19 protein-coding genes are annotated in these 20,643 nt (G+C 68.0%); 11 read left to right on the top strand and 8 right to left on the bottom strand.

Annotation, left to right across the window (positions count from 1 at the left end; genetic code table 11):
* Positions 1–72: 72 nt before the first annotated feature.
* The 5 genes from O0J73_RS14000 to O0J73_RS14020 form a co-directional block, all read right to left on the bottom strand.
* Entirely contained in the window at positions 73–900 is an 828-nt protein-coding gene (locus O0J73_RS14000) for a methyltransferase domain-containing protein (protein ID WP_004154258.1), read from the bottom strand.
* A gap of 109 nt (positions 901–1,009) precedes the next feature.
* Positions 1,010–2,005, bottom strand: a complete 996-nt coding sequence (gene dusB, locus O0J73_RS14005; RefSeq protein ID WP_308308961.1) for a tRNA dihydrouridine synthase DusB — start codon at positions 2,003–2,005, stop codon at positions 1,010–1,012.
* Between the two features lie 147 nt (positions 2,006–2,152).
* Positions 2,153–2,584, bottom strand: coding sequence for a hypothetical protein (locus tag O0J73_RS14010; protein WP_197564383.1), 432 nt, complete (start codon positions 2,582–2,584; stop codon positions 2,153–2,155).
* Between the two features lie 180 nt (positions 2,585–2,764).
* On the bottom strand, positions 2,765–3,730 hold the full coding sequence (locus O0J73_RS14015; protein WP_049456910.1) for a ribokinase: 966 nt from the start codon (positions 3,728–3,730) through the stop codon (positions 2,765–2,767).
* Positions 3,731–3,755: 25 nt separating this feature from the next.
* Positions 3,756–5,054 (bottom strand): nucleoside transporter C-terminal domain-containing protein, encoded by a 1,299-nt coding sequence (locus O0J73_RS14020; protein WP_004154263.1) that lies wholly within the window; start codon positions 5,052–5,054, stop codon positions 3,756–3,758.
* A 193-nt stretch (positions 5,055–5,247) separates the two neighbouring features.
* On the opposite strand from O0J73_RS14020, the gene O0J73_RS14025 reads away from it, so the two are divergent.
* The 5 genes from O0J73_RS14025 to O0J73_RS14045 all read left to right on the top strand — a co-directional run bounded on the left by O0J73_RS14025 (position 5,248) and on the right by O0J73_RS14045 (position 10,585).
* Positions 5,248–6,219, top strand: coding sequence for an aldo/keto reductase (locus O0J73_RS14025; protein WP_308308955.1), 972 nt, complete (start codon positions 5,248–5,250; stop codon positions 6,217–6,219).
* Between the two features lie 217 nt (positions 6,220–6,436).
* Positions 6,437–6,631, top strand: a complete 195-nt coding sequence (locus tag O0J73_RS14030) for a hemin uptake protein HemP (protein ID WP_005412278.1) — start codon at positions 6,437–6,439, stop codon at positions 6,629–6,631.
* Positions 6,632–6,820: 189 nt separating this feature from the next.
* Positions 6,821–8,977, top strand: a complete 2,157-nt coding sequence (locus O0J73_RS14035; RefSeq protein ID WP_308308962.1) for a TonB-dependent hemoglobin/transferrin/lactoferrin family receptor — start codon at positions 6,821–6,823, stop codon at positions 8,975–8,977.
* Positions 8,978–8,981: 4 nt separating this feature from the next.
* Positions 8,982–9,581: a hypothetical protein gene (locus O0J73_RS14040; RefSeq protein ID WP_004154268.1), complete on the top strand. Its 600-nt coding sequence runs from the start codon at positions 8,982–8,984 to the stop codon at positions 9,579–9,581.
* A gap of 68 nt (positions 9,582–9,649) precedes the next feature.
* Entirely contained in the window at positions 9,650–10,585 is a 936-nt protein-coding gene (locus O0J73_RS14045) for a DUF6607 family protein (RefSeq protein WP_308308956.1), read from the top strand.
* Between the two features lie 267 nt (positions 10,586–10,852).
* Here the strand turns inward: O0J73_RS14045 and O0J73_RS14050 are convergent, their stop codons facing one another.
* Both O0J73_RS14050 and O0J73_RS14055 read right to left on the bottom strand, forming a co-directional pair.
* Complete coding sequence (locus O0J73_RS14050) at positions 10,853–13,369, bottom strand: FtsX-like permease family protein (protein WP_308308957.1); 2,517 nt, start codon at positions 13,367–13,369, stop codon at positions 10,853–10,855.
* On the bottom strand, positions 13,366–14,013 hold the full coding sequence (locus tag O0J73_RS14055) for an ATP-binding cassette domain-containing protein (RefSeq protein ID WP_053511635.1): 648 nt from the start codon (positions 14,011–14,013) through the stop codon (positions 13,366–13,368). The genes O0J73_RS14050 and O0J73_RS14055 overlap by 4 nt, the downstream gene beginning before the upstream one ends.
* A 61-nt stretch (positions 14,014–14,074) precedes the next feature.
* Here O0J73_RS14055 and O0J73_RS14060 point away from each other — a divergent pair, with 61 nt between their 5' ends.
* The 3 genes from O0J73_RS14060 (at position 14,075) to O0J73_RS14070 (ending at position 16,963) form a co-directional block, all read left to right on the top strand.
* Entirely contained in the window at positions 14,075–14,734 is a 660-nt protein-coding gene (locus O0J73_RS14060) for an arylesterase (protein ID WP_308308959.1), read from the top strand.
* A gap of 87 nt (positions 14,735–14,821) precedes the next feature.
* Complete coding sequence (locus O0J73_RS14065) at positions 14,822–15,535, top strand: response regulator transcription factor (protein WP_002811889.1); 714 nt, start codon at positions 14,822–14,824, stop codon at positions 15,533–15,535.
* A 156-nt stretch (positions 15,536–15,691) separates the two neighbouring features.
* Complete coding sequence (locus O0J73_RS14070; protein WP_004154275.1) at positions 15,692–16,963, top strand: HAMP domain-containing sensor histidine kinase; 1,272 nt, start codon at positions 15,692–15,694, stop codon at positions 16,961–16,963.
* Between the two features lie 116 nt (positions 16,964–17,079).
* Here the strand turns inward: O0J73_RS14070 and O0J73_RS14075 are convergent, their stop codons facing one another.
* Positions 17,080–17,781 carry an SGNH/GDSL hydrolase family protein gene (locus O0J73_RS14075; RefSeq protein WP_004154277.1) on the bottom strand — a complete coding sequence of 234 codons (702 nt, stop codon included), beginning with the start codon at positions 17,779–17,781 and terminating at the stop codon, positions 17,080–17,082.
* A gap of 214 nt (positions 17,782–17,995) precedes the next feature.
* Here O0J73_RS14075 and O0J73_RS14080 point away from each other — a divergent pair, with 214 nt between their 5' ends.
* The 3 genes from O0J73_RS14080 (at position 17,996) to O0J73_RS14090 (ending at position 20,531) form a co-directional block, all read left to right on the top strand.
* Positions 17,996–18,391, top strand: a complete 396-nt coding sequence (locus O0J73_RS14080) for a diacylglycerol kinase (RefSeq protein ID WP_197564380.1) — start codon at positions 17,996–17,998, stop codon at positions 18,389–18,391.
* A 33-nt stretch (positions 18,392–18,424) separates the two neighbouring features.
* Positions 18,425–19,174, top strand: coding sequence for a TerC family protein (locus O0J73_RS14085; protein WP_004154280.1), 750 nt, complete (start codon positions 18,425–18,427; stop codon positions 19,172–19,174).
* A gap of 196 nt (positions 19,175–19,370) precedes the next feature.
* Entirely contained in the window at positions 19,371–20,531 is a 1,161-nt protein-coding gene (locus O0J73_RS14090; RefSeq protein WP_308308960.1) for an MFS transporter, read from the top strand.
* Positions 20,532–20,643: the final 112 nt, after the last annotated feature.

The following is a 20,643-nucleotide window of genomic DNA, read 5'->3' on the forward strand; positions in this document are numbered from 1 at the left end:
GGGGGGGCGCCGGGGGGGGGCCCCGCCGCCCGCGCGTGGCTCTACGGCCTCAATCGGCAGTAGAACGTCGGCTCAGTACACCGTGGCACGGCCCTGCACGAACGAATAGAAGAACACCGCGTTCGGGTCGTTCTGCACCAGGCGGAACTCGCGGCGCATGCCGTCCACGGTGTCCTCGTCCACCGAGCCGGCCTGCAGCAGCTGGTCTGCGGCCGACAGCAGCAGCTGCTCCCAGAACGCGATCATCGTCTTGCGACGGGCCGGCTCACGGTTGTCCAGGTGGATGGTCTTGATCTCGGTGTGCACGTCGCGGAAACCGCCGGCCAGCAGCAGGTTGCCCAGCTTGGCGCCGACGAACGGGTCGCCGCCGTGGTCGTACTGGAAGTCATTGAAGGCCATCCAGTAGCGCCAGATGTGGGGCGAATACGGATCGAGCAGGAACGAGGCATTCATCACCTCGGTGATGTACACCGGGGACCCCGGCGCCAGCACGCGGCGCACCTCGCTCAGCACGCGCGCCGGCGAAGGCACGTGCTCAAGCACCCAGCACAGGAACGCCGAATCGAAGGTGCGGGCGTCGAACGGCAGTTCGCCGGCATCGGCCTGCTGCAGGGTGTAGCGGTCGCTGCACCACGGCGTGCGCGCCAGATTCTCGCGTGCGGTGGCCAGCTGCGTTTCACTCAGGTCCACGCCGGTCACGTGCAGCTCGGGGAAGCGGCGCAGCAGGATCTCGGTCTGCGCACCGACGCCGCTGCCCACTTCCAGCAGGCGACGCGCACCGCCGTAGTCGATCTGGCCGAAGATGCTCGATTCCAGCAGGCGCGCCTGGGTCATCAGGCGCTGCTGTTCGGTGCCGGAGAATCCGTGCAGGTAGGTCGGGGAGGAAATCGGCGGGGTCATTGTGTGCTCTTGTAGAGTCGAGCTTGCTCGACTGTTCGGGAAAGCCAGTCGAGCAAGCTCGACTCTACGGATCAAGGCAGGCGGGCAGGTTACGAGGCGGCTGACGCAGTCAGGCAGCAGACGACAACGCCGGTTCCCCGGCGATCAGGCGATCGAAGTACTCGGTGGTCAGCGCGATCTGGCTCTGCGGGTCTTCGGCGCGGTTGACCACTGCGCGGAAGGCGGCGTTCTCCGGCCGGTCCTTGGCGTACCAGCCCAGGTGCTTGCGCGCGATGCGCACGCCCTGCGGTTCGCCATAGAACGCATGCAGCGCATGCAGATGGCCGAGCAGGATGTCGCGCACCTCGGCCAGCGACGGCGGCGGCAGTTCTTCCCCGGTGGCCAGGAAGTGCGCCACCTCGCGGAAGATCCACGGCCGGCCCTGCGCGGAGCGGCCGATCATCACTGCATCCACGCCGGTCTGCTTCAGCACGAAGGCGGCCTTCTGCGGCGAATCGATATCGCCGTTGGCGATCACCGGAATGCGCAGCGCGGCCTTGATCTCGCCGATCGTGGCGTACTCGGCCTGGCCGGTGTAATGCTGGTCGCGGGTGCGGCCATGCACGGCCAGCGCGGCGATGCCGCTGTCCTCGGCGATGCGGGCGATCAGCGGGCCATTGCGGTGGTCGCAGTCCCAGCCGGTGCGGATCTTCAGCGTGACCGGCACATCCACCGCGCTGACCACGGCTTCGAGGATACGTGCCACCAGCTGCTCGTCGCGCATCAGTGCCGAGCCGGCCCAGGCGTTGCACACCTTCTTGGCCGGGCAGCCCATGTTGATGTCGATGATCTGCGCACCATGATCGACGTTGTAGCGCGCGGCCTCGGCCAGCTGCTGCGGCTCGGTGCCGGCGATCTGCACGCTGATCGGTGCCGGTTCGCCGTCATGGTCCATGCGGTGGATCGACTTGCGCGTGTTCCAGAAGCGCGGGTCGCTGATGGTCATTTCCGAGGCGGCCAGTCCCGCACCCAGCCGTTTGCACAGCAGGCGGAAGGGCTTGTCGGTGACGCCGGCCATGGGCGCCAGCACGACGTTGGGGGCAATGGTGTACGGGCCGATCTGCATGCGCCCATTGTAGGGCGCGGGCGGCGGTACGGCCGTGTCGGTGAGCCCCGGGTTCAGGCCGATCGGCACCGACCTCATGCCGTACCGGCATCAGCAGATGCTTGACGGTTGCTTCCGCCACCCCCAGGGGCGGGCGATCTTGGCCGGCTAACCCAGGCTCTGCCAGGCCTGGCCGGTACCCACGGCGAAGGCCAGCCCCAGGCCCAGGCAGACCAGCGAGCTGATCGCCCAGAAGCGCGCGCCGTTGTAGCCGGGGCGGAACAGCGCCAGGCCGAGGCCCATCGCCGCGCGCAGCAGCAACACTGCAGCGATGCCGGGCAGCACCCAGCGGCTGGCCGGCAACGGTGAATGCCAGCCGGCGGCGGCCAGGGCATACAGCGTCCAGGCCACCAGCATGGCAGTGATGCCGGCGGTCATCAGCGGCGGCCACCAGTGCCCGGCCTGGGCCAGCCGGACCATGCGCGGGCCAGCACCGAAGCATCTGTACCAGGGGGCGCCGAAGGCGATACAGCCGATATGCAACAGGGCCGCGAGGGCGCTGCCGGCGGCGGCAGCCAGCAACCAGGGGAATCCGTCCATGTCCTTCCCGAGAAACGACGCTGGGCGGATGGTGGGCGAGGGGCGCTGCATGGGCAATGCGACAGGTGGCCGCAGGGGGCCGCGGATCGGCCGGCGACCACGCCGCGCCGCGATGGGTGGCCAACAAAAAAGCCCGGGCATCTGCATGCCCGGGCTCGTTCATCCACGCAGGGCGTGGATCTACTTCACTTCTGCGTCGGCCGGGGTGAAGCGCGGCATCGCCGCAGCGGCGCCTTCCTTCTCGGTCGAACGGCCAGCGAACTGGTTGGCGAAGCGCACGTGGCGCGCGAACGGGGCATCGGCCACCTGCGCCAGCGACGCGGCCAGCGCACCGTTGAAGGCATCGCCGGCACCGGTGGTGTCGATCGCCTGCACCTGTTCGGCACCCACGCGGTAGTACGGCTGGGTATCGCCGCGCAGGTTTTCTTCGGCATGCGAGACGAACACGCCCACCGAGCCCAGGGTCACCACCACCGTCCCGTTGCCGACCAGCTTGCGGCACAGCGCGTGCAGGCTGGCGCCGTCCAGCGCGGCTACGTCGTTGGCGTCCACGCGCTCACCGACGTGGCGGCCGAGCAGGGCGGCGAACTCGGTCTCGTTCGGGGTGATCACATCGGCCAGCTTGAGCAGGCCGATGGTCGAGGGCGCATCGGCCGGCGCGGTGTTGAGCACGGTGGTGACACCGGCCTCGCGCGCGGTGGCCAGCGCCGCTTCGATGGTCGGCACCGGCGATTCCAGCTGCACCAGCACCACCTTGGCGCCGGTCAGCAGCGCCTGCTGCTGGTGCAGGAAGTCGGTGCTGAGCGCGGCATTGGCGCCCGGGCCGATCACGATGGTGTTGCGGCCGCGGGCGTCGACGTAGATGCCCGCGGTGCCGGTCGGCTCGCTGCTGGCTTCGGCGATCAGCCCGAAGCCATCGTGCGCGGCCAGTTCGCGTGCCGTGGCGCCACCGGCATCATCGCCCAGCGCGCACACGAAGTGCGTGTCGGCGCCGGCGCGGCAGGCCGCCACGGCCTGGTTGAAGCCCTTGCCACCGGGGCCGGTGCTGTAGCGGCCGGCAATGGTCGCACCCGGTGCCGGCAGCGACTCGCACCGCCACACGTGATCGACATTGAAGGAACCGACGACAACGACACTGCTGCTCATAGGGAATCTTTTCTCAACCAAGGGTTCAACTGAAGTGCGTCAGCACGCCGGCGATGGTCGCCGTCATGAAGGTGGCAATGGTACCGCCCAGCACCGCGCGCAGGCCGAACTTGGCCAGGTCGTGGCGACGTTCCGGGGCCAGGCCACCGATGCCGCCGATCTGGATCGCGATCGAGCTGAAGTTGGCGAAGCCGCACAGCGCGTAGGTGGCGATCAGGCGGCCCTCGTCGGACAGGCTCACGCCGGCCACCTGGCCGTTCACGATCTGCGACAGCTCGGTATAGGCGACGAATTCGTTGATCACGACCTTCTGTCCGATCAGCGAACCGACGGTGGTGGCATCGGCCCACGGCGTGCCGATCACCCAGGCGATCGGGGCCAGCACGTAACCGAAGATGGTCGACAGGTTGGTCGGCTTGCCGATCGCGGCCGCCAGGCCGGTCACATCGCCGAGCCAGGTCAGCGGGGCGTTCAGCAGCGCGATCAGGGCGATGAAGGCCAGCAGCATCGCGCCGATGTTCAGCGCCAGCTTCAGGCCGTCACCGGCGCCGGCCGCGGCCGCATCGATGATGTTGCTGGAGGTCTTCTCCACTTCCATCTTCACCGTGCCGCGGGTCAGCGGGGTGCCGGTTTCCGGAATCAGCAGCTTGGCCACGACCAGGGTGGCCGGTGCGGCCATGATGCTGGCCGCCAGCAGGTGCTTGGCGTAGAACGCCTGCTGCACCGGGTCGCCACCGCCGAGCATGCCCACGTAGGCCGCCAGCACGCCGCCGGCAATGTGGGCCATGCCGCCGATCATCATGGTCAGCAGTTCGGACTGGGTCATCTTGGCGATGTACGGGCGCACGGTCAGCGGCGCCTCGGTCTGGCCGATGAAGACGCTGGCGCAGACGCTGGTGGTTTCCGCGCCGGACACGCGCATCACCTTGGTGATTGCCCACGCCATCACGCGCACGATCGCCTGCATGATGTTCAGGTGGTACATCACGCCCATCAGCGCCGAGAAGAAGATGATGGTCGGCAGCACCTGGAAGGCGAAGATGAAGCCGTAGTTCTTGGTGTCCATCAACGAGCCGAAGATGAAACCCGAGCCTTCGTTGACGAAGCTCAGCACCTTGACGAAGCCATGGCCCAGCGCATCGAACACGTCGCGCCCGCCCGGCACCAGGATCACCAGCGCCGCAAAGGCGATCTGCAGGGTGATACCGGTGGCAACCAGCTTCCAGTCAACCGCGCGCTTGTTGTTGGAAAACAACCAGGTGATGCCGATCAGCACCGCCAACCCGAACAGGCCGAAGCCGATCCTGCCCAAACCTTCGACCATGTGAGTGACTCCCCTGGGGCGTCGCGAAAAACGGGAAGCCTAGTGCAGGGCCGGGGCCGGGGCAAGGAAAAGCAACGTGCAGGCGTCCATCGGTACCGATCAGGCCAGCAACGGCAAGGGGTTGCGGCCGGCAGCGGCAGGTAGAATGAGGCTCGATCCCGGCCCGGATGCGGGCCCGCAGCAGGAGATTCGCATGCAATACCGTCGCCTGGGCTCCACCGGCCTGCCGATTTCCGCCCTGTCCTTCGGTGCCTGGGTGACCTTCGGTGACCAGATTCCACGCGACGAGGCGCGCAACCTGGTGGCGGCCGCCTGGGACCACGGTGTCAACTTCTTCGACAACGCCGAGGGCTACGCCAACGGCCGCGCCGAACAGGTGATGGGTGACGTGATCAGCGACCTGCGCCTGCCGCGCGACGGTTTCTGCGTGTCCAGCAAGGTGTTCTTCGGCAGTGCCAAGGACCCGCGGCCGACCCAGCGCGGGCTGTCGCGCAAGCATGTGACCGACGCCTGCCACGCCGCGCTCAAGCGCCTGCGCGTGGACTACCTGGACCTTTACTACTGCCACCGCCCGGATCCGGACGCACCGATCGCCGAGACCGTGCATGCCATGGATACCCTGGTGCGGCAGGGCAAGATCCTCTACTGGGGCACGTCGGAGTGGTCGGCGGCGCAGATCCAGCAGGCGCTGGACATCGCCGAGGCGCACAACCTGCAGGGACCGTCGATGGAGCAGCCGCAGTACAACCTGCTGCACCGCGAGCGGGTAGAGGTGGAGTACGCACCGCTGTATGCGCGTGCCGGCCTGGGGACCACCATCTTCTCGCCGCTGGCCTCGGGCCTGTTGACCGGCAAGTACGACCAGGGCATCCCGGCCGATGCGCGGCTGGGCCGCCCGGGCATGGAGTGGTTGCAGGACATGGTGCTGGGCGCGGACGCCGAGGCCCGGCTGGGCCAGGTGCGCCGTTTCAGCGAGGTGGCGCGTGCGCTGGGCCAGTCCCCGGCCACCCTGGCCATTGCCTGGTGCCTGCGCAACCCGAACGTTTCCAGCGTGATCCTCGGCGCCAGCCGGGTCAGCCAGCTGCTGCAGAACCTGCAGGCGCTGGAGGTGCTGGAGCAGGTCGATGCCGCCGGCTGGGCCCAGGTCGAAGCCGCGTTCGCCTGACTGCCCTTTGTAGAGTCGAGCCGTGCTCGACTCCGCCCCTGGGAGAGCAGTCGAGCAGGGCTCGACTCTACAACGGCGCCACGCCATTTCGATTGATAACAGCTATCGAATTCGCGGATTCGATCATTAATCCCATCAATCAAATTGAGAATGGTTGTTGATTGTCAACTGAGAATCATTATCATTTAACTCGTCCCTCGCACGAGTCCAGATGCTCATGAATGCTCAACCTGTACTGCTGCGCCCCGAAACGCTGACCCTCCGCGATCGTCCGGTCCGCGTCGTTCCGCCGGAAGAGGTCATCGACAGCGAAGCCCTGCTCAAGGGCCGTCGTGAAATCCTGATCCAGCACGGCGACCGCTTCTATCGCCTGCGGCACACCAGCAACGACAAGCTGATCCTGACCAAGTAACCGCGGCCTGGTCGCCCGCCTCCCTCCCTCCTGCCGGCAACGCCGACAGGGTGGGCGACCCGTCCGCGCCCGCTCTCTCCCCCTCGGTCTATCGCGTGCACCCTCCGGGTGTGCCGGTAACCGGGGGTTCCCTTGCCTGACCGAACGAAACCGATGACCCGCCATACCGCCCTTTGCCTTGCTGTCTGGATGGCCCTGCCGCTGTCCGCCCATGCCGCCGCCGCTGGCACCGCCGCGCCCGACGCGCGCGAATTTGATCGCGTGCAGGTCACCGCCACCCGCACCGAGCGTGCGGTGAGTGATGTGGCCGCCACGGTCGATGTGATCGACCGCGAGCAGATGGACCGGCACCTGGTGCAGGACATCAAGGATCTGCTGCGCTACGAGCCGGGCCTCTCGGTCAACCGCAGCGCGGCCCGCTTCGGCCTCGGCAGCATCCGCATCCGTGGCCTGGACGGCAACCGCGTGCGCGTGCAGACCGATGGCATCGCGATGCCGACCAGCTTCAACATTGGTTCGTTCTCCAATGCCAACCGCAACTTCACCGACCTGGACACGCTCAAGCGCGTGGAGATCGTGCGCGGTCCGGCCAGCTCGTTGTATGGCTCGGACGCGCTCGGCGGCGTGGTCGCGTTCGTCACCAAGGATCCGGCCGACTACCTGAAGGACGGCAAGGACAGCTACGTCGGCCTGAAGTTCGGCTATGACGGCGAGTGGAAGGGGCTGCTCGGCGGCGTCACCACCGCCTTCGGTGGCGAGCACTGGAGCGGCATGGTCAACATCAACCATCGCCAGGGCCAGGAAACCGACAACAAGGGTGACGTGCGCAGCCTCGACAACACCCGCACTGCGCCAAATCCGCAGGACCGCGATGGTCGCAGCGGCCTGGCCAAGCTGGTCTACGCGCCGAGCGAGGACCAGCGTTTCCGCCTGACCGTGGAAGGCAACGAAGACAAGACCAAGACCAACGTGCTGTCGTCGATCGACCGCACCACCACCACCGGCATGAAGGCGCGCGACAAGCAGAACCGCACCCGCGTGTCGTTCGCCCATGAAATGGATGCGCTGGACAAGGGCTTCGCCGACAGCCTGCACTGGCAGGTCTACACCCAGCACAGCGAGACCACCCAGGTCACCGACGAGGACCGCGCCAACCGCAGCCGTCGCCATCGCGAGTTCAATTTCGACCAGCGCGTGTACGGCCTGCAGGCGCAGTTCAACAAGGCCTTCAGCACCGGCAGCGTCGAACACGCGTTGACCTACGGCTTCGAGGGCGCACGCACCGAAATCCGCCAGAAGCGCGATGGTTTCCAGGTGCTGGCCAACGGCCAGACCAGCACCACCATCCTGCCCGATGCATTCCCAGTGCGCGATTTCCCGATCAGCAAGACCACCGAGCTGGGCCTCTACGCACAGGATGAGATGCGCATGGCCGGCGGCAAGCTGTCGCTGGTGCCGGGCGTGCGCGTTGACCGCTACGAGCTGAAGCCGGAGGTGGACAGCATCTTCGCCGAAGACAATCCCGGCGTGCCGGTGGCCAAGCTGACCAAGACCAGCGTTTCGCCGAAGCTGGGCATGGTCTATCGATTCACCGATGAGTGGTCGCTGTTCGCCGGCTACTCGCATGGCTTCCGCTCGCCGCCGTACAACGACGTCAACCTTGGCTTCACCAACTTCGCCTTCGGCTACACCGCCATTCCCAATCCGGACCTGAAGCCGGAAACCAGTGATGGCATGGAGCTGGGCCTGCGTTTCCTGTCGCCGGCCGCCTACGTCAGCGTCAGTGGCTACTACAACGAATACAAGGACTTCATCGAGTCGCAGTCGCTGGTCGGTACCAACGCACAGGGCCTGATGGTGTTCCAGTCGCGCAACATCGCCGATGCGCGCATCTACGGCGCCGAGCTGAAGGCCGGTGTCGACTTCGGGCAGATCAGCCCGGCCCTGCAGGGCTGGGCGCTGCGCAGTGCGGTGGCCTGGTCGCGTGGCGACAACAAGACCGAAGACACGCCGCTGGATTCGGTCGACCCGCTGCGCGGCACCGTCGGCCTGATGTACGACACCGAGACCTGGGGTGTCGAGCTGGCTGGCACCTTCGTCAAGCGCAAGGACCGGCTGGCCAGCACCACGGCCTATCGCCCGGCGGGCTACGGCGTGACCGACCTGATGGCGCACTGGAACTTCGCGCCGGGCGCGACCTTCAACGTCGGCGTGTTCAACCTGGCCGACAAGCGCTACATCGATTGGTCCAACGTCGGTTCGACGCTGCTGTCGACCAGCCGTGTGCTGGACCGCTATACCAGCCCGGGCCGCACCTTCTCCGCCAGCCTTGCCGTTTCCTGGTGACCTCATGAGCCGAGCATTGTCCGCACGCAGGAACGACTCCATCGCCGCACCGAACGGTGCGGCCTGGCCGACCCCGGCACAGCTGGCCACGCTCGGCACCGTGTTGTGCCTGTACCACGCCGACGGCAACGAACTGGGCGGTTGGCGCCAGGCGGTGCGCGTGCATGCCTGCCAGGGCGTGGACAGCGAGGGCCTGCGCGAAAGCCTGTGCTTCCTCGATGGCCGCGGCCGCTGCGTGTGGCGGTTGTACCTGCTGCCGGACAGCGATTTCCTGGCCTGGGACCGGCTGGTGGCCGCGCTGCCGCCCGGCCCGGAACACGATAGCGACGGCAGTGTCGGCGAGCGGCTGTGGCGACGCCTGGCCGGCCACCTCGGGGGCCAGCGCTGGCGGTTGTGCGCGCTGCGCCTGCATGCGGCCGACGATGGCCGCACCCTGGCCGCCAGCCTGTCGACCCTGTCCTCGCTGGGCGCCGCCACTGCGCGCCGCATCGCACGCCTGGAAGGCGCCGAAGGCGAGCTGGCGATCGATGACTGCTGCTGCGCCGACGCCGCACGGCGACCGGCCCCGCGGATACCCGGCGACCTGCCGCTGATCCGTCTTTGAACCTGATGGAACGCCTGTCGGCCACGGATGGCCTCTCAACAAACCTGCAACCCTGAAGGAAGACCCCGATGAAGTTCCAGACAGCCAGCGCCCTGCTGTTGCTCGCCGCCAGCGGCGTGGCCAGCGCGCAGCCCTCCGACATCGCCCGCGACCACGACAGCATCCTCGCCATGCAGGGCGAGTACACCGTGGATTTCGCCTTCGACGAGACCGTGCTGCTGAAGCCCGGTTACGAGCGCGCGCCGGCGATGCGCAGCGGCGGCAACGAAATGGTCATCGTGGTGGAAGACACGCCGAAGCGCATCGTGCTGCAGCACCTGCTGCTGGACGAGAAGAGCGGCCACATCACCAAGCACTGGCGCCAGGACTGGGTGTACGAAGCGCCGAACCGCTTCGAGTTCAGTGCCGACCAGACCTGGCAGGTGCGCAGCATCCCGGCGGCGACCAACCAGGGGGCGTGGACCCAGTGCGTGTATGAAGTAAGCGATGCGCCGCGCTACTGCGGCACCGGCAAGTGGACCTACAGCAACAACGTGCCGAGCTGGACCAGCGACCTGAGCTGGCGCCCGCTGCCGCGCCGTGAGTACACCAAGCGCAGCGACTACAACGCGCTGGCCGTGATCAACCGCCACACGCTGACCCCGAACGGCTGGACCCACGAGCAGTTCAACACCAAGGTGCAGCGCAATGCCGATGGCAGCCAGGTGGAGATCGCGCGCGAGTTCGGCTTCAACGACTACGTGAAGACCACCGAGATCGACTTCACCCCGGCCCGCAACTACTGGAAGGCCACCGCTGGTTACTGGGCCAAGGTGCGCCAGCGCTGGGACGGCTTCCTGACCCAGGCCCCGGGCGTGCACCTGAAGACCAAGATCGACGGCATGGCGATGATCATCCCGCTGTTCACCCAGGCCGAAGAGATCCAGGCCGGCAAGAAGGTGAAGGACAAGCAGATCGACGAAGTCTTCGCCAAGTACGTGGAAAAGGCGCCGAAGGAAGGTTGATCGCCGCCGCGGTTCCGGTGAGGTGCCGGCCGCGCCCGGCACCGCATCCACGCATGGCGTGGATCTACCGATTCCCCCCTTTGGTGGGTGCCGAGCTTGCCCGGCACGCTCCTCCGTGTATCCACGCATGGCATGGATCTACCGGTCCTTCGCATTGGTAGGTGCCGAGCTTGCTCGGCACGCTCCTCCGTGCATCCACGCATGGCGTGGTCCTTCGCATTGGTAGGTGCCGAGCTTGCTCGGCACGCTCTCCGGTCCGACGCCGCGTCAAGCTTCGCGCAAGGCAAGGGCCGGCGGCGCATGCAGTATGCGCCGCGTACCCCACCAGCCGGCCAGCAGGCTCAGCCCGATGCCGACCACGCCGCCCAGCAGCAGCCCCGGCCACGGCGGCAGCAACGGCAGCTCGAACACCTTCTGCGAGACCGCCACGCCGATGGCGGCGGCCGCGCCCACCGCCAGCAGCGCCGCCAGCGTGCCCAGGGCGCCGAATTCCACCAGCACCGCACCGCGCAGCTGGCGCCGGGTCGCGCCCAGCGTGCGCAGCACCGCGCTGTCATAGCGGCGCTCGCCGGCCGTGGCCTGCAGTGCAGCCAGCAGCACCAGCACGCCGGCCAGCAGGCTGAACACCATCACCAGCTGCACCGCCTGCGCCACCCGCTCCATCACATCGCGCACCTGCGAGATCACTGCATCCACGTCCAGCACCGACAGGTTGGGCTGCGCGCGCACCAGTTCACCCAGCCCGGCCGCCCTGCCGGCCGGCAGATGGAACGCCGACAGCAGGTTGTGCGGGGTGTCGCCCACCGCGTTGGGGTTCAGCAGCACGAAGAAGTTCGGTCGGAACGTGTTCCAGTCCGCCTTGCGCACGCTGGTGACGGTGAATTCGCGCTCCTGTTCACCGACGGCAATGCTGATGCGGTCGCCGCTGGCCACCCCGTAACGCTTGGCCCAGCCGATCTCCACCGACGCTTCCGGCGCCGTGCTGTCGGCCGTCCAGAACGTGCCGTCGACCAGCGTGTTGGCCGGCGGGAAGCTGCTGCGCCAGCTGAAGTTCAACGGCCGGTTCTCGTCATCGTCGTCGCGCTGGGCTTCGCCGGATGCCGGCTGCCCGTTCTGTTCCGGCGTGCGGTCCACGCGCAGCGGCGGCTTGCCGTTGATCGCGATCAGGCGGCCGGTGGCCATCGGTTCGATGCTGGCGTCGTTGGCGCCCAGTCCGCGCAGCGCGGCCAGCACGCTGTCACGCTGTTCGGGCTGGATGTTGATCAGGAAGTAATTCGGCGTATCCGCAGGCAGCCGCTCGCGCCACTGCTGCAGCAGGCCAGGACCGGTCACCGCCAGCAGCAACAGCGCGCACAGCGACAGCGACAGCCCGATCAGCTGCATCACCGCCAGCATGCGGCGCCGGGTCAGCGCGGCCAGGCCCAGTCGCCAGTTGCCATGCAGGCGGTGCTGCAGGCCGCGCAACAGCTGCAGCAGCACGAAGCCGACCACACCGGCGGCCACTGCCAGTGCGGCCAGCCCACCCAGCACCCACAGGGCCAGCTTCAGGTCGCCGGTGACCTGCACCGCCAGCAGCAGGCTGGCCGCCAGCGCCGCGACATAGGCCAGCAGCGATGCTGGTGGCAGCGCGGCGAAGGAACGGTTGAGCACGCGCATCGGCGGCACTCCGCGCAGGCGCAGCAGTGGGGGCAGGCCGAAGCCGAACAGCAGCAACAGGCCGATGCCGGCACCGGTCAGCGCCGGCATCGCTTCGGGCAGCGGTAGGCGCTGCGGCACCAGGCTGCCCAGCACCTGCACCAGGCCCTCCTGCGCGGCCATGCCCAGGCCGATGCCGAGCGCACAGGCCGGCACCGCCAGCATCAGCAGCTGCAGTGCCAGGCCGGCCAGGATGTCGCGCTGGCGCGCGCCCAGGCAGCGCAGGATCGCCACCTGGTCGATGCGGCGCAGGGCGAAGCGGTTGGCCGCCAGCGCGGTGGCCACGCCGGCCAGCAGCACCGCCAGCAGCGCGCTCAGGCCGAGGAAGCGCCCGGCCAGGTCGAACGCCTGGCGCACGCCACGCTGGGTGTCGTCCACGCTCAGCAGGCGCAGGCCCTTGACCTGCGGCAGCAGCCATTGGCGCAGCCCGGCCACCTGATCGGCCGCTCCGGCAAACATCAGCCGGTAGTTGATGCGGCTGCCCGGGCCGAGCAGGCCAGTGCCCTCCACATCGGCGCGGTTGACCAGCAGGGTGGGCGAGAGGGTGAGCAGGTCACCGCCGGCATCCGGCTCGGCCTCGATGATGCCGGCAATGCGCAGCGTGCCGGCGCCGAACTCGAGGTCATCGCCGGCCTTCAGCCCCAGCCCCTGCAGCAGGCGCGGATCGGCATAGGCCTGGCCCTTGGCTGGCATGCCGGCGTCGGCGATCAGCGCACCGCCGGGCGTGGCCCGCACCCGCAGCGCCCCACGCAGCGGGTAACCGGCCTGCACCGCCTTGATGCTGGCCATCTGGCTGGCCTCGCCGTGGAACAGCACGCTGCCGAAGCTGGCGATGCGGGTGTAGGCCAGTCCGCGCCGCTGTGCTTCTTCGGCGAAGGCCTGCGGCGGGTCGTCGCGCCCGGCGATGCCGAGGTCACCGCCGAGCATTTCCGCTGCACTGCCGGTCAGGGCCAGGTTGACCCGGTTCACCAGGGTGCCGACCGCGGTCATCACCGCCACGCCCAGCACCAATGCCGCGAACACGGTCAGCAGGTCGCCGGCCAGCGCCTCGCGGCGCAGCGCGCGCCACGCATGGCGCAGCAGGTTCATGCTGCGGCTCCGCGCTCGACCGGCAGCAGGCGGCCGTCGTCGATGCGATGGATGTACTGGCAGCGCTGGGCCAGGCGCAGGTCGTGGGTGACCAGCACCAGCGTGGTACCGCTGCCGGCGTTGAGTTCGAACAGCAGGTCGCTGATGTGCTGGCCGGTGGCGTGGTCCAGCGAGCCGGTCGGTTCGTCGGCGAACAGGATGCGCGGGCGGGTGACGAAGGCACGTGCCAGGGCCACGCGTTGCTGCTCGCCGCCCGACAACTGGCGCGGGTAGTGACGGGCGCGATGGCCCAGGCCGACCTGCGCCAGCACTTCGTCGACCCGCACCCGGTCTTCGCGGCCGGCCAGTTCCAGCGGCAGCGCGACGTTCTCGGCGGCGGTCAGCGCCGGCAGCAGGTGGAAGCTCTGGAACACGAAGCCGACCTCGCGTGCGCGCAGCTGGGCGCGGGCTTCCTCGTCGAGACGGCCCAGATCCTGGCTGGCCAGCGCGATGCTGCCGCGGCTGGGCAGGTCCAGCCCGGCCAGCAGGCCGAGCAGGGTGGTCTTGCCGGAACCGGAGGCACCGACAATGGCCACGCTGGTGCCTTCATGGACGGTCAGGGTGATGTTGTCCAGTATGTGGACTTCACCCTCCGGGCCCTGCACGGACTTGCCGACCTGGTCGACGGCGATGGCGACGGGCGCGCTGCGGGGGGACAGGCTGTCGATGAGGAGACTCCAGATGCGCAAGACGGGATGGAGCCGGCGAGCCGGCGCGATGATGGTGCTGCTGCTAGGGTTCCTGCTGTTGCCGGGGCTGGCCTGTGCCAAAGGTCCGGCGGGTACCGTGCTGGTACTCGGCGACAGCCTCAGTGCTGCCCACAATATCCCCGCCGACGCCGGCTGGGTCAGCCTGCTGCAGCAGCGGGTCAGGCAGCAGTCGAAAACCCCGGCACGCATCGTCAACGCCAGCATGAGCGGGGAGACCACCGCCGGCGCGCTGACCCGCCTGCCGGGCCTGCTGGCGAAGGAGAAGCCGACCGTGGTGGTGATTGCGCTGGGCGGCAACGACGCGCTGCGTGGGCTGACCCCGGCGCAGGTACAGGGCAACCTGGAGAAAATGGTGCAGGCCAGCCAGAAGGCGGGCGCCAGGGTGCTGCTGCTGGGTATCGACGTGCCGCCCAATTACGGGCCGGCCTATCGCCAGCGCCTGGCGGCGGCCTACAAGGCGCTGGCCACGCAGTACAAGGTGCCGCTGCTGCCGTTCCTGCTGGAGGGCGTGGCCCTGCAGCCGGGCATGATGCAGGCCGATGGCCTGCACCCTACGGCGCAGGCGCAGCCGAAGGTGCTGGACAACGTCTGGCCACTGCTCAGGCCGCTGCTCTGAACCGATTGATGACCTCTTGACGGAACTTCACATCGCGTCCACCGTCGATCCGGCATGTTTCACAAAGCTGAAGTTAGAGGGAATCACATGCGTCAGACGAAGGAGACCTCCGGCTTGGTGCTGGTGGTCGAAGACAACCGCAACATCTCCGAGATGATCGGGGAATACCTGGAAGGTCGCGGCTTCGAAGTCGACTATGCACAGGACGGCCTGGATGGCTACCGCCTCGCGGCGGAAAACAGCTATGACGTCGTGGTGCTCGACTTGATGTTGCCGCGCCTGGATGGCATCGAAGTGTGCCGTCGCCTGCGCAACGATGCGCGCAAGTCCACCCCGGTGCTGATGCTCACGGCACGCGACACGCTGGACGACAAGCTCACCGGCCTCGGGTTCGGCGCCGATGACTACCTGACCAAGCCGTTCGCGATCCAGGAGCTGGAGGCCCGCCTGCGCGCGCTGATCCGCCGCGAGCGTCGCCAGGTCGGTTCGGAAGTGCTCAAGGTCGCCGACCTGGTGCTCGATCCGGTCAGCATGCGTGCCACCCGTGCCGGCACCGAGCTGCAGCTGTCGCCGATCGGCCTGCGCCTGCTGACCATCCTGATGCGCGAATCGCCGCGCGTGGTCACCCGCCAGGAGATCGAACGCGAGATCTGGGGTAACGGCCTGCCGGATTCGGACACGCTGCGCAGTCACCTGTACAACCTGCGCAAGATCATCGACAAGCCGTTCGACCGTCCGCTGCTGCACACCGTGCAGAGTGCCGGCTACCGCATTGCCGATATCGCCCAGCCGATGGCCTGATCGGGGCCCGTGCCGGTGCAGCAGCAGGCCCGGCCGGGGCATGGCCATGAACGAGGGCAGGGGATGACCGGCTGGCATTGCCGCCGGTCATCGCCCGTGCACCCGCACGGCGCGGCGCGCTGCCTATAATCGCAGCGCTCTGACCGGGACCCCGCAATGCCGCACGGCCTGCCGCGCAAGATCCGTATCGCCTTCATCCTGCAGGCAGTGCTGGCCAGCCTGGGCATCCTGCTCGGTGCCTGGCTGGTCTCGCTGGTGATCAAGCACAGCCTGGTCGGCGCCGCCTTGCGCGAGGAAGCGGCGTACTACTGGACGTTGCACGAGGCCTCGCCCGTGCAGCCGCCGCCCAATACCCAGAACATCCGTGGCTACCTGCTGGAAAGCGGGCAGTCGGCGTTGTCGCTGCCGGCCAACCTGCGCAACCTGGAACCCGGTTTCCACGAACTGCCCAAGGACGACCAGCTGGTGCTGGTCGACGTGCGCCCGGCCGGCCGCCTGTACCTGGTGTTCCTGCGCTCGCGTGCGGAAATGCTGGCGTTCTGGTTCGGCATCGTGCCGGTGCTGTTGACGCTGCTGGCAGTGTATGGCGCCAGCTGGGTGACCTATCGCGCCTCCAAGCGCCTGGTATCGCCGGTGAACTGGCTGGCGCGGCGCGTGTCGCGCTGGGACCCTGGCCACCCCGAGGCGGCCGATCTGGAGCCGAACAAGCTGCCGGCCGACATGCAGGGCGAGACCCGGCAGCTGGCCGCAGCACTGCATTCGCTGGCCAACCGGGTCAGCGCGCATGTGGCGCGCGAGCGCAACTTCACCCGCGATGCCAGCCACGAACTGCGCACGCCGCTGACCGTGATCCGCGTCGCCAGTGACATGGCGCTGGGCGATGAAACGCTGCAGCCGCGCCTGCGCCGCAGCCTGCAGCGCATCCAGCGCGCCGGCCGTGACATGGAAGCGGTGATCGATGCCTTCCTGATCCTGGCCCGCGAGGCCGATGTCGAGCCGCAGATCGAGCTGTTCGATGTCAACGACATCGTCCGCTATGAAGTGGACAACGCCAACGAACTGTTGGGAACGCGCCCGGTTGCGGTGCACCTGCACAGCGATGGTCCGGTGCAGCTGCACGCGCCGCCACGGGTGCTGCAGGTGGTGGTCAGCAATCTGGTGCGCAACGCCTGCAGTTACACCGACGAAGGGCGCATCGACGTGCATGTGCTCAACGACCGGGTGGTGGTGCGCGACACCGGCATCGGCATGTCCGCCGAGGCACTGTCGCGGGCGTTCGAGCCATTCTACCGCGCCGAGCCCAGCCGCCCGCAGGGCACCGGGCTGGGCCTGTCGATCGTGCGCCGCCTGTGCGACCGCTTCGGCTGGAAGGTCAGCCTGGCCAGCGAACCGGGGCAGGGCACTGAGGCCACGGTGATCTTCCGCTGACGCGGCACCCGCTGCCTCGGTAGATGCCGACCTTGGTCGGCGCTTTCAACAGGATTCACGCCGGAGCCCCATGCCAACCAAGGTTGGCATCTACCGGAGCGCGTCCTCAGCCTTCTTCAATCGCACTTCACCTTCGGCGCCAGCGCCTTGGTCCAGATCGCGTAGCCGGCCGGGGTCATGTGCAGCATGTCTTCGCGGAACAGCGTCGCATCCGGCTGGCCGTCGGCCCCCAGCATCGGCGTGTAGACGTCGGTGAAGCCGGTGTTGGGCAGCTTTGCCAGGGCAGCCTTGATCAGCGTGTTGGCTTCGTTGATCGCCGGCAGCAGGTGCGCGCGCGACGGGCTCGGCTTGATCGACAGGTATTCCACCTTCGTCTTCGGCAGGTCGCGATGCACGCGCTGCACGAAGGCGACCACATCGTCCCGCACCTGCACGGCACTGCGGCCGCTGTTGAGGTCGTTGTCGCCGGCGTAGAAGAACAGCTTGCATGGCGCATACGGCACCACGATGCGGTCGGCGTACCAGGTGCTGTCGCGCACTTCCGAGCCGCCGAAGCCGCGGTTGAACACCGGCTGGCCGGGGAAGTCGGTGGCCAGGCTCTCCCAGAAGCGGATCGAGGAGCTGCCGATGAACTCGATGCCGCCGCGCGGCGGCGGATTGGCCTGGTCGGCGCTGGCGAAGCGCGCCATGTCACCCGCCCAGGCCACGTTCGAGACCTGTCCGGGCACCTGGGGCGGCTTGGCCGGGCTCAGGGCCTGGGCCAGCGGTGCGGCGGTCAGCAGGCCCAGCATCAGCAGGCAGGTACGGCGACGGGACATCAGGCGCTCCAGCGGGGAAGGAAGCCTCCATCATAGGAGCAGGGGCCGGCCGGGTGCTTGCCGTTGGCAGGCCATTCGGCCGGGCCGCCGGGGGTATGGCTGGCGGCCTTGTGGCAAAATGGCCGCCATCTGCCTATTCCTTGTGCACCCATGATTCCCTGCCGTGCGTCTGAGCGGTCGCTGCGCCGCGCTCCTGTTGCTGGATCTTTCTCCCGTGGCTGATCAGTTCGGCCATCTGCCCCGCGGCCCGCGCCGCATCTTCCAGGCCGCCCGCTGGTCCTGGCAGGGCCTTCGCGCGGCCTGGCTGCATGAGTCCTCGTTCCGGCTGGAGGTCTACCTGCTGATCGTGCTGACCCCGGTCGCGATCTGGCTGGGCCAGACCCCGGTCGAACGCGCGCTGATGATCGGCTCGATGCTGCTGGTGCTGGCGATGGAACTGGCCAACTCGGCCATCGAGGCGGTGATCGAGCGCTACGGCAGCGAAATCCATGAACTGGCCGGCCGCGCCAAGGACATGGGTTCGGCGGCGGTGTTCGTGCTGATGATGAACGTACTGCTGTGCTGGGCGCTGGTCGTGGTTCCGCACGTGCTGGCCGGCAGCTACGCCTGAAACCCCATTCCCCCACTGCCTTGAAGAGTTTCCATGTCCTTTGAGTTCCTCGCCGACCCCAATGCCTGGGTGACCCTGTTCACCCTGAGTGCGCTGGAAATCGTGCTCGGCATCGACAACCTGGTGTTCATTTCCATCGCGGTCAGCAAGCTGCCGGAAGAGCGCCGCCCGTTCGCACGCAAGCTTGGTATCGCCGTGGCGTGCATCACGCGTATCGCGCTGCTGGTGTCGCTGGCCTATCTGGCGCACATGGCCGCCAACCTGTTCACCGTGGCCGGCATGGGCATCTCCATCCGCGACCTGGTGCTGATCGTCGGTGGCCTGTTCCTGATCATCAAGGGCTTCATGGAGATCAAGGAACTGATCAGCGGCGGCGAGGATGAAGATCCCAGCACGACCAAGGCCTCGGCCGTGTTCGGCTACGTCATCGCGCAGATCGCGGTGATCGACATCGTGTTCTCGCTGGACTCGGTGATCACCGCCGTCGGCATCGCCGACCACATCCCGGTGATGGTGGCCGCCATCCTGCTGTCGGTGCTGGTGATGCTGCTGGCCGCCAACCCGCTGGGCCGTTTCATCGACGCCAACCCGACGGTGAAGATGCTGGCGCTGGCCTTCATCCTGCTGATCGGCGCAGTGCTGATCCTGGACGGCCTGGACGTGCACGTGCCCAAGCCCTACATCTATGCAGCGATGGGTTTCTCGGTGCTGGTGGAGTGGCTGAACCTGCTGATGCGCCGCCGCGCACGCGAACACAACGTGCCGGGCGCCGGCAACTGGTAAGCGCGTGATCCAGAACCCCCGGCACTGCCGGGGGTTCTGCGTTGCAGGGCTTGTCGGGGCATACCCGGCGGAGCGCCACGCGTCATCTGTGAAGTGGAGGCAACAGTGTTTCCCCGCCGCGGGGCTTAATCCGGCAGGACGATGCGCGCAGGCTACGCGCTCTCTTCCCAAGGCCTGCCCCACGCAGGAACCCGCCATGAATTCCCGAGCCGCTCTGCTGGCCCTTGCCGTCGGCGCCTTCGCCATCGGTACCACCGAGTTCGCCCCGATGGGCCTGCTCCCGGTCATTGCCGACGGCGTCGGCGTGAACATCCCCACCGCCGGCATGCTGATCACGGCCTATGCGGTGGGCGTGATGCTGGGCGCGCCGGTGATGACCCTGCTGATGGGACGCTTCGGCAGGCGCACCGCGCTGATGCTGCTGATGTCGATCTTCGTGGTCGGCAACCTGCTGTCGGCGCTGGCCCCGAACTACGGCCTGCTGTTGCTGTCGCGGCTGGTCACCAGCCTCAACCACGGCGCTTTCTTCGGCATCGGCGCGGTGGTTGCCGCCAGCCTGGTGCCGAAGGAAAAGCAGGCTGCCGCCGTGGCCACCATGTTCATGGGCCTGACCATCGCCAACATCGGCGGCGTGCCGCTGGCGACCTGGGTCGGCCAGCAGCTGGGCTGGCGCCTGTCCTTCGCCGGCACCGCGGTGCTGGGCCTGACCGCGATCACCGCGCTGGGCTTCGCGCTGCCGGCGTCGGCACCCGGGCCCCGTCCGGATGTGCGCCGGGAACTGAAGGCGATCCTGCAGCCGCAGGTGCTGCTGGCGATGGGCACCACGGTGCTCGGTGCCGGTGCGATGTTCACGCTGTACACCTACGTGGCGCCGGTGCTGACCGAGCTGACCGGTGCTTCCAACGCCTTCATAGCGATGTCGCTGGCGCTGATCGGCATCGGCTTCACCTTCGGCAACGGCATCGGCGGGCGCATGGCCGACTGGTCGCTGGATGGCGCCACCCGGATCCTGCTGGCGGTCCTTGCCGTGCTGATGTTCGTGCTGCCGCTGGCCTTCATGAGCCACGCCACGGCGGCGCTGGGTGTACTGCTGTTCGGCGCGGCGACCTTCGCGATCGTGCCGCCGCTGCAGATCCGGGTGATGGAGGCGGCCAGCGAGGCGCCCGGCCTGGCGTCGTCGATCAATGTCGGTGCGTTCAACCTCGGCAATGCAGTGGGTGCCGCGCTGGGTGGCGCGGTGATCAGCTCGGGGCTGGGGTATGCGGCGGTACCGGTGGCCGGTGGGTTGCTGGCGGCATCGGGGTTGCTGCTGGCGTGGCTGGGGCGTCCGCGCGCTGCGGTTGTCGAGGCGTGCTGAGGGGTGTGGGGTTCCGGCAGGGCTTGCAGCCCTGCACCCGCCGAATCAACAGCAACGGCAACAGCAACGGCAACAGCAACAGCAACAGCTGGCCTTCCGTGGGGTGGCGGGG

This window comes from Stenotrophomonas sp. Sm6012 (assembly GCF_030985895.1).
GTDB lineage: Bacteria > Pseudomonadota > Gammaproteobacteria > Xanthomonadales > Xanthomonadaceae > Stenotrophomonas > Stenotrophomonas forensis.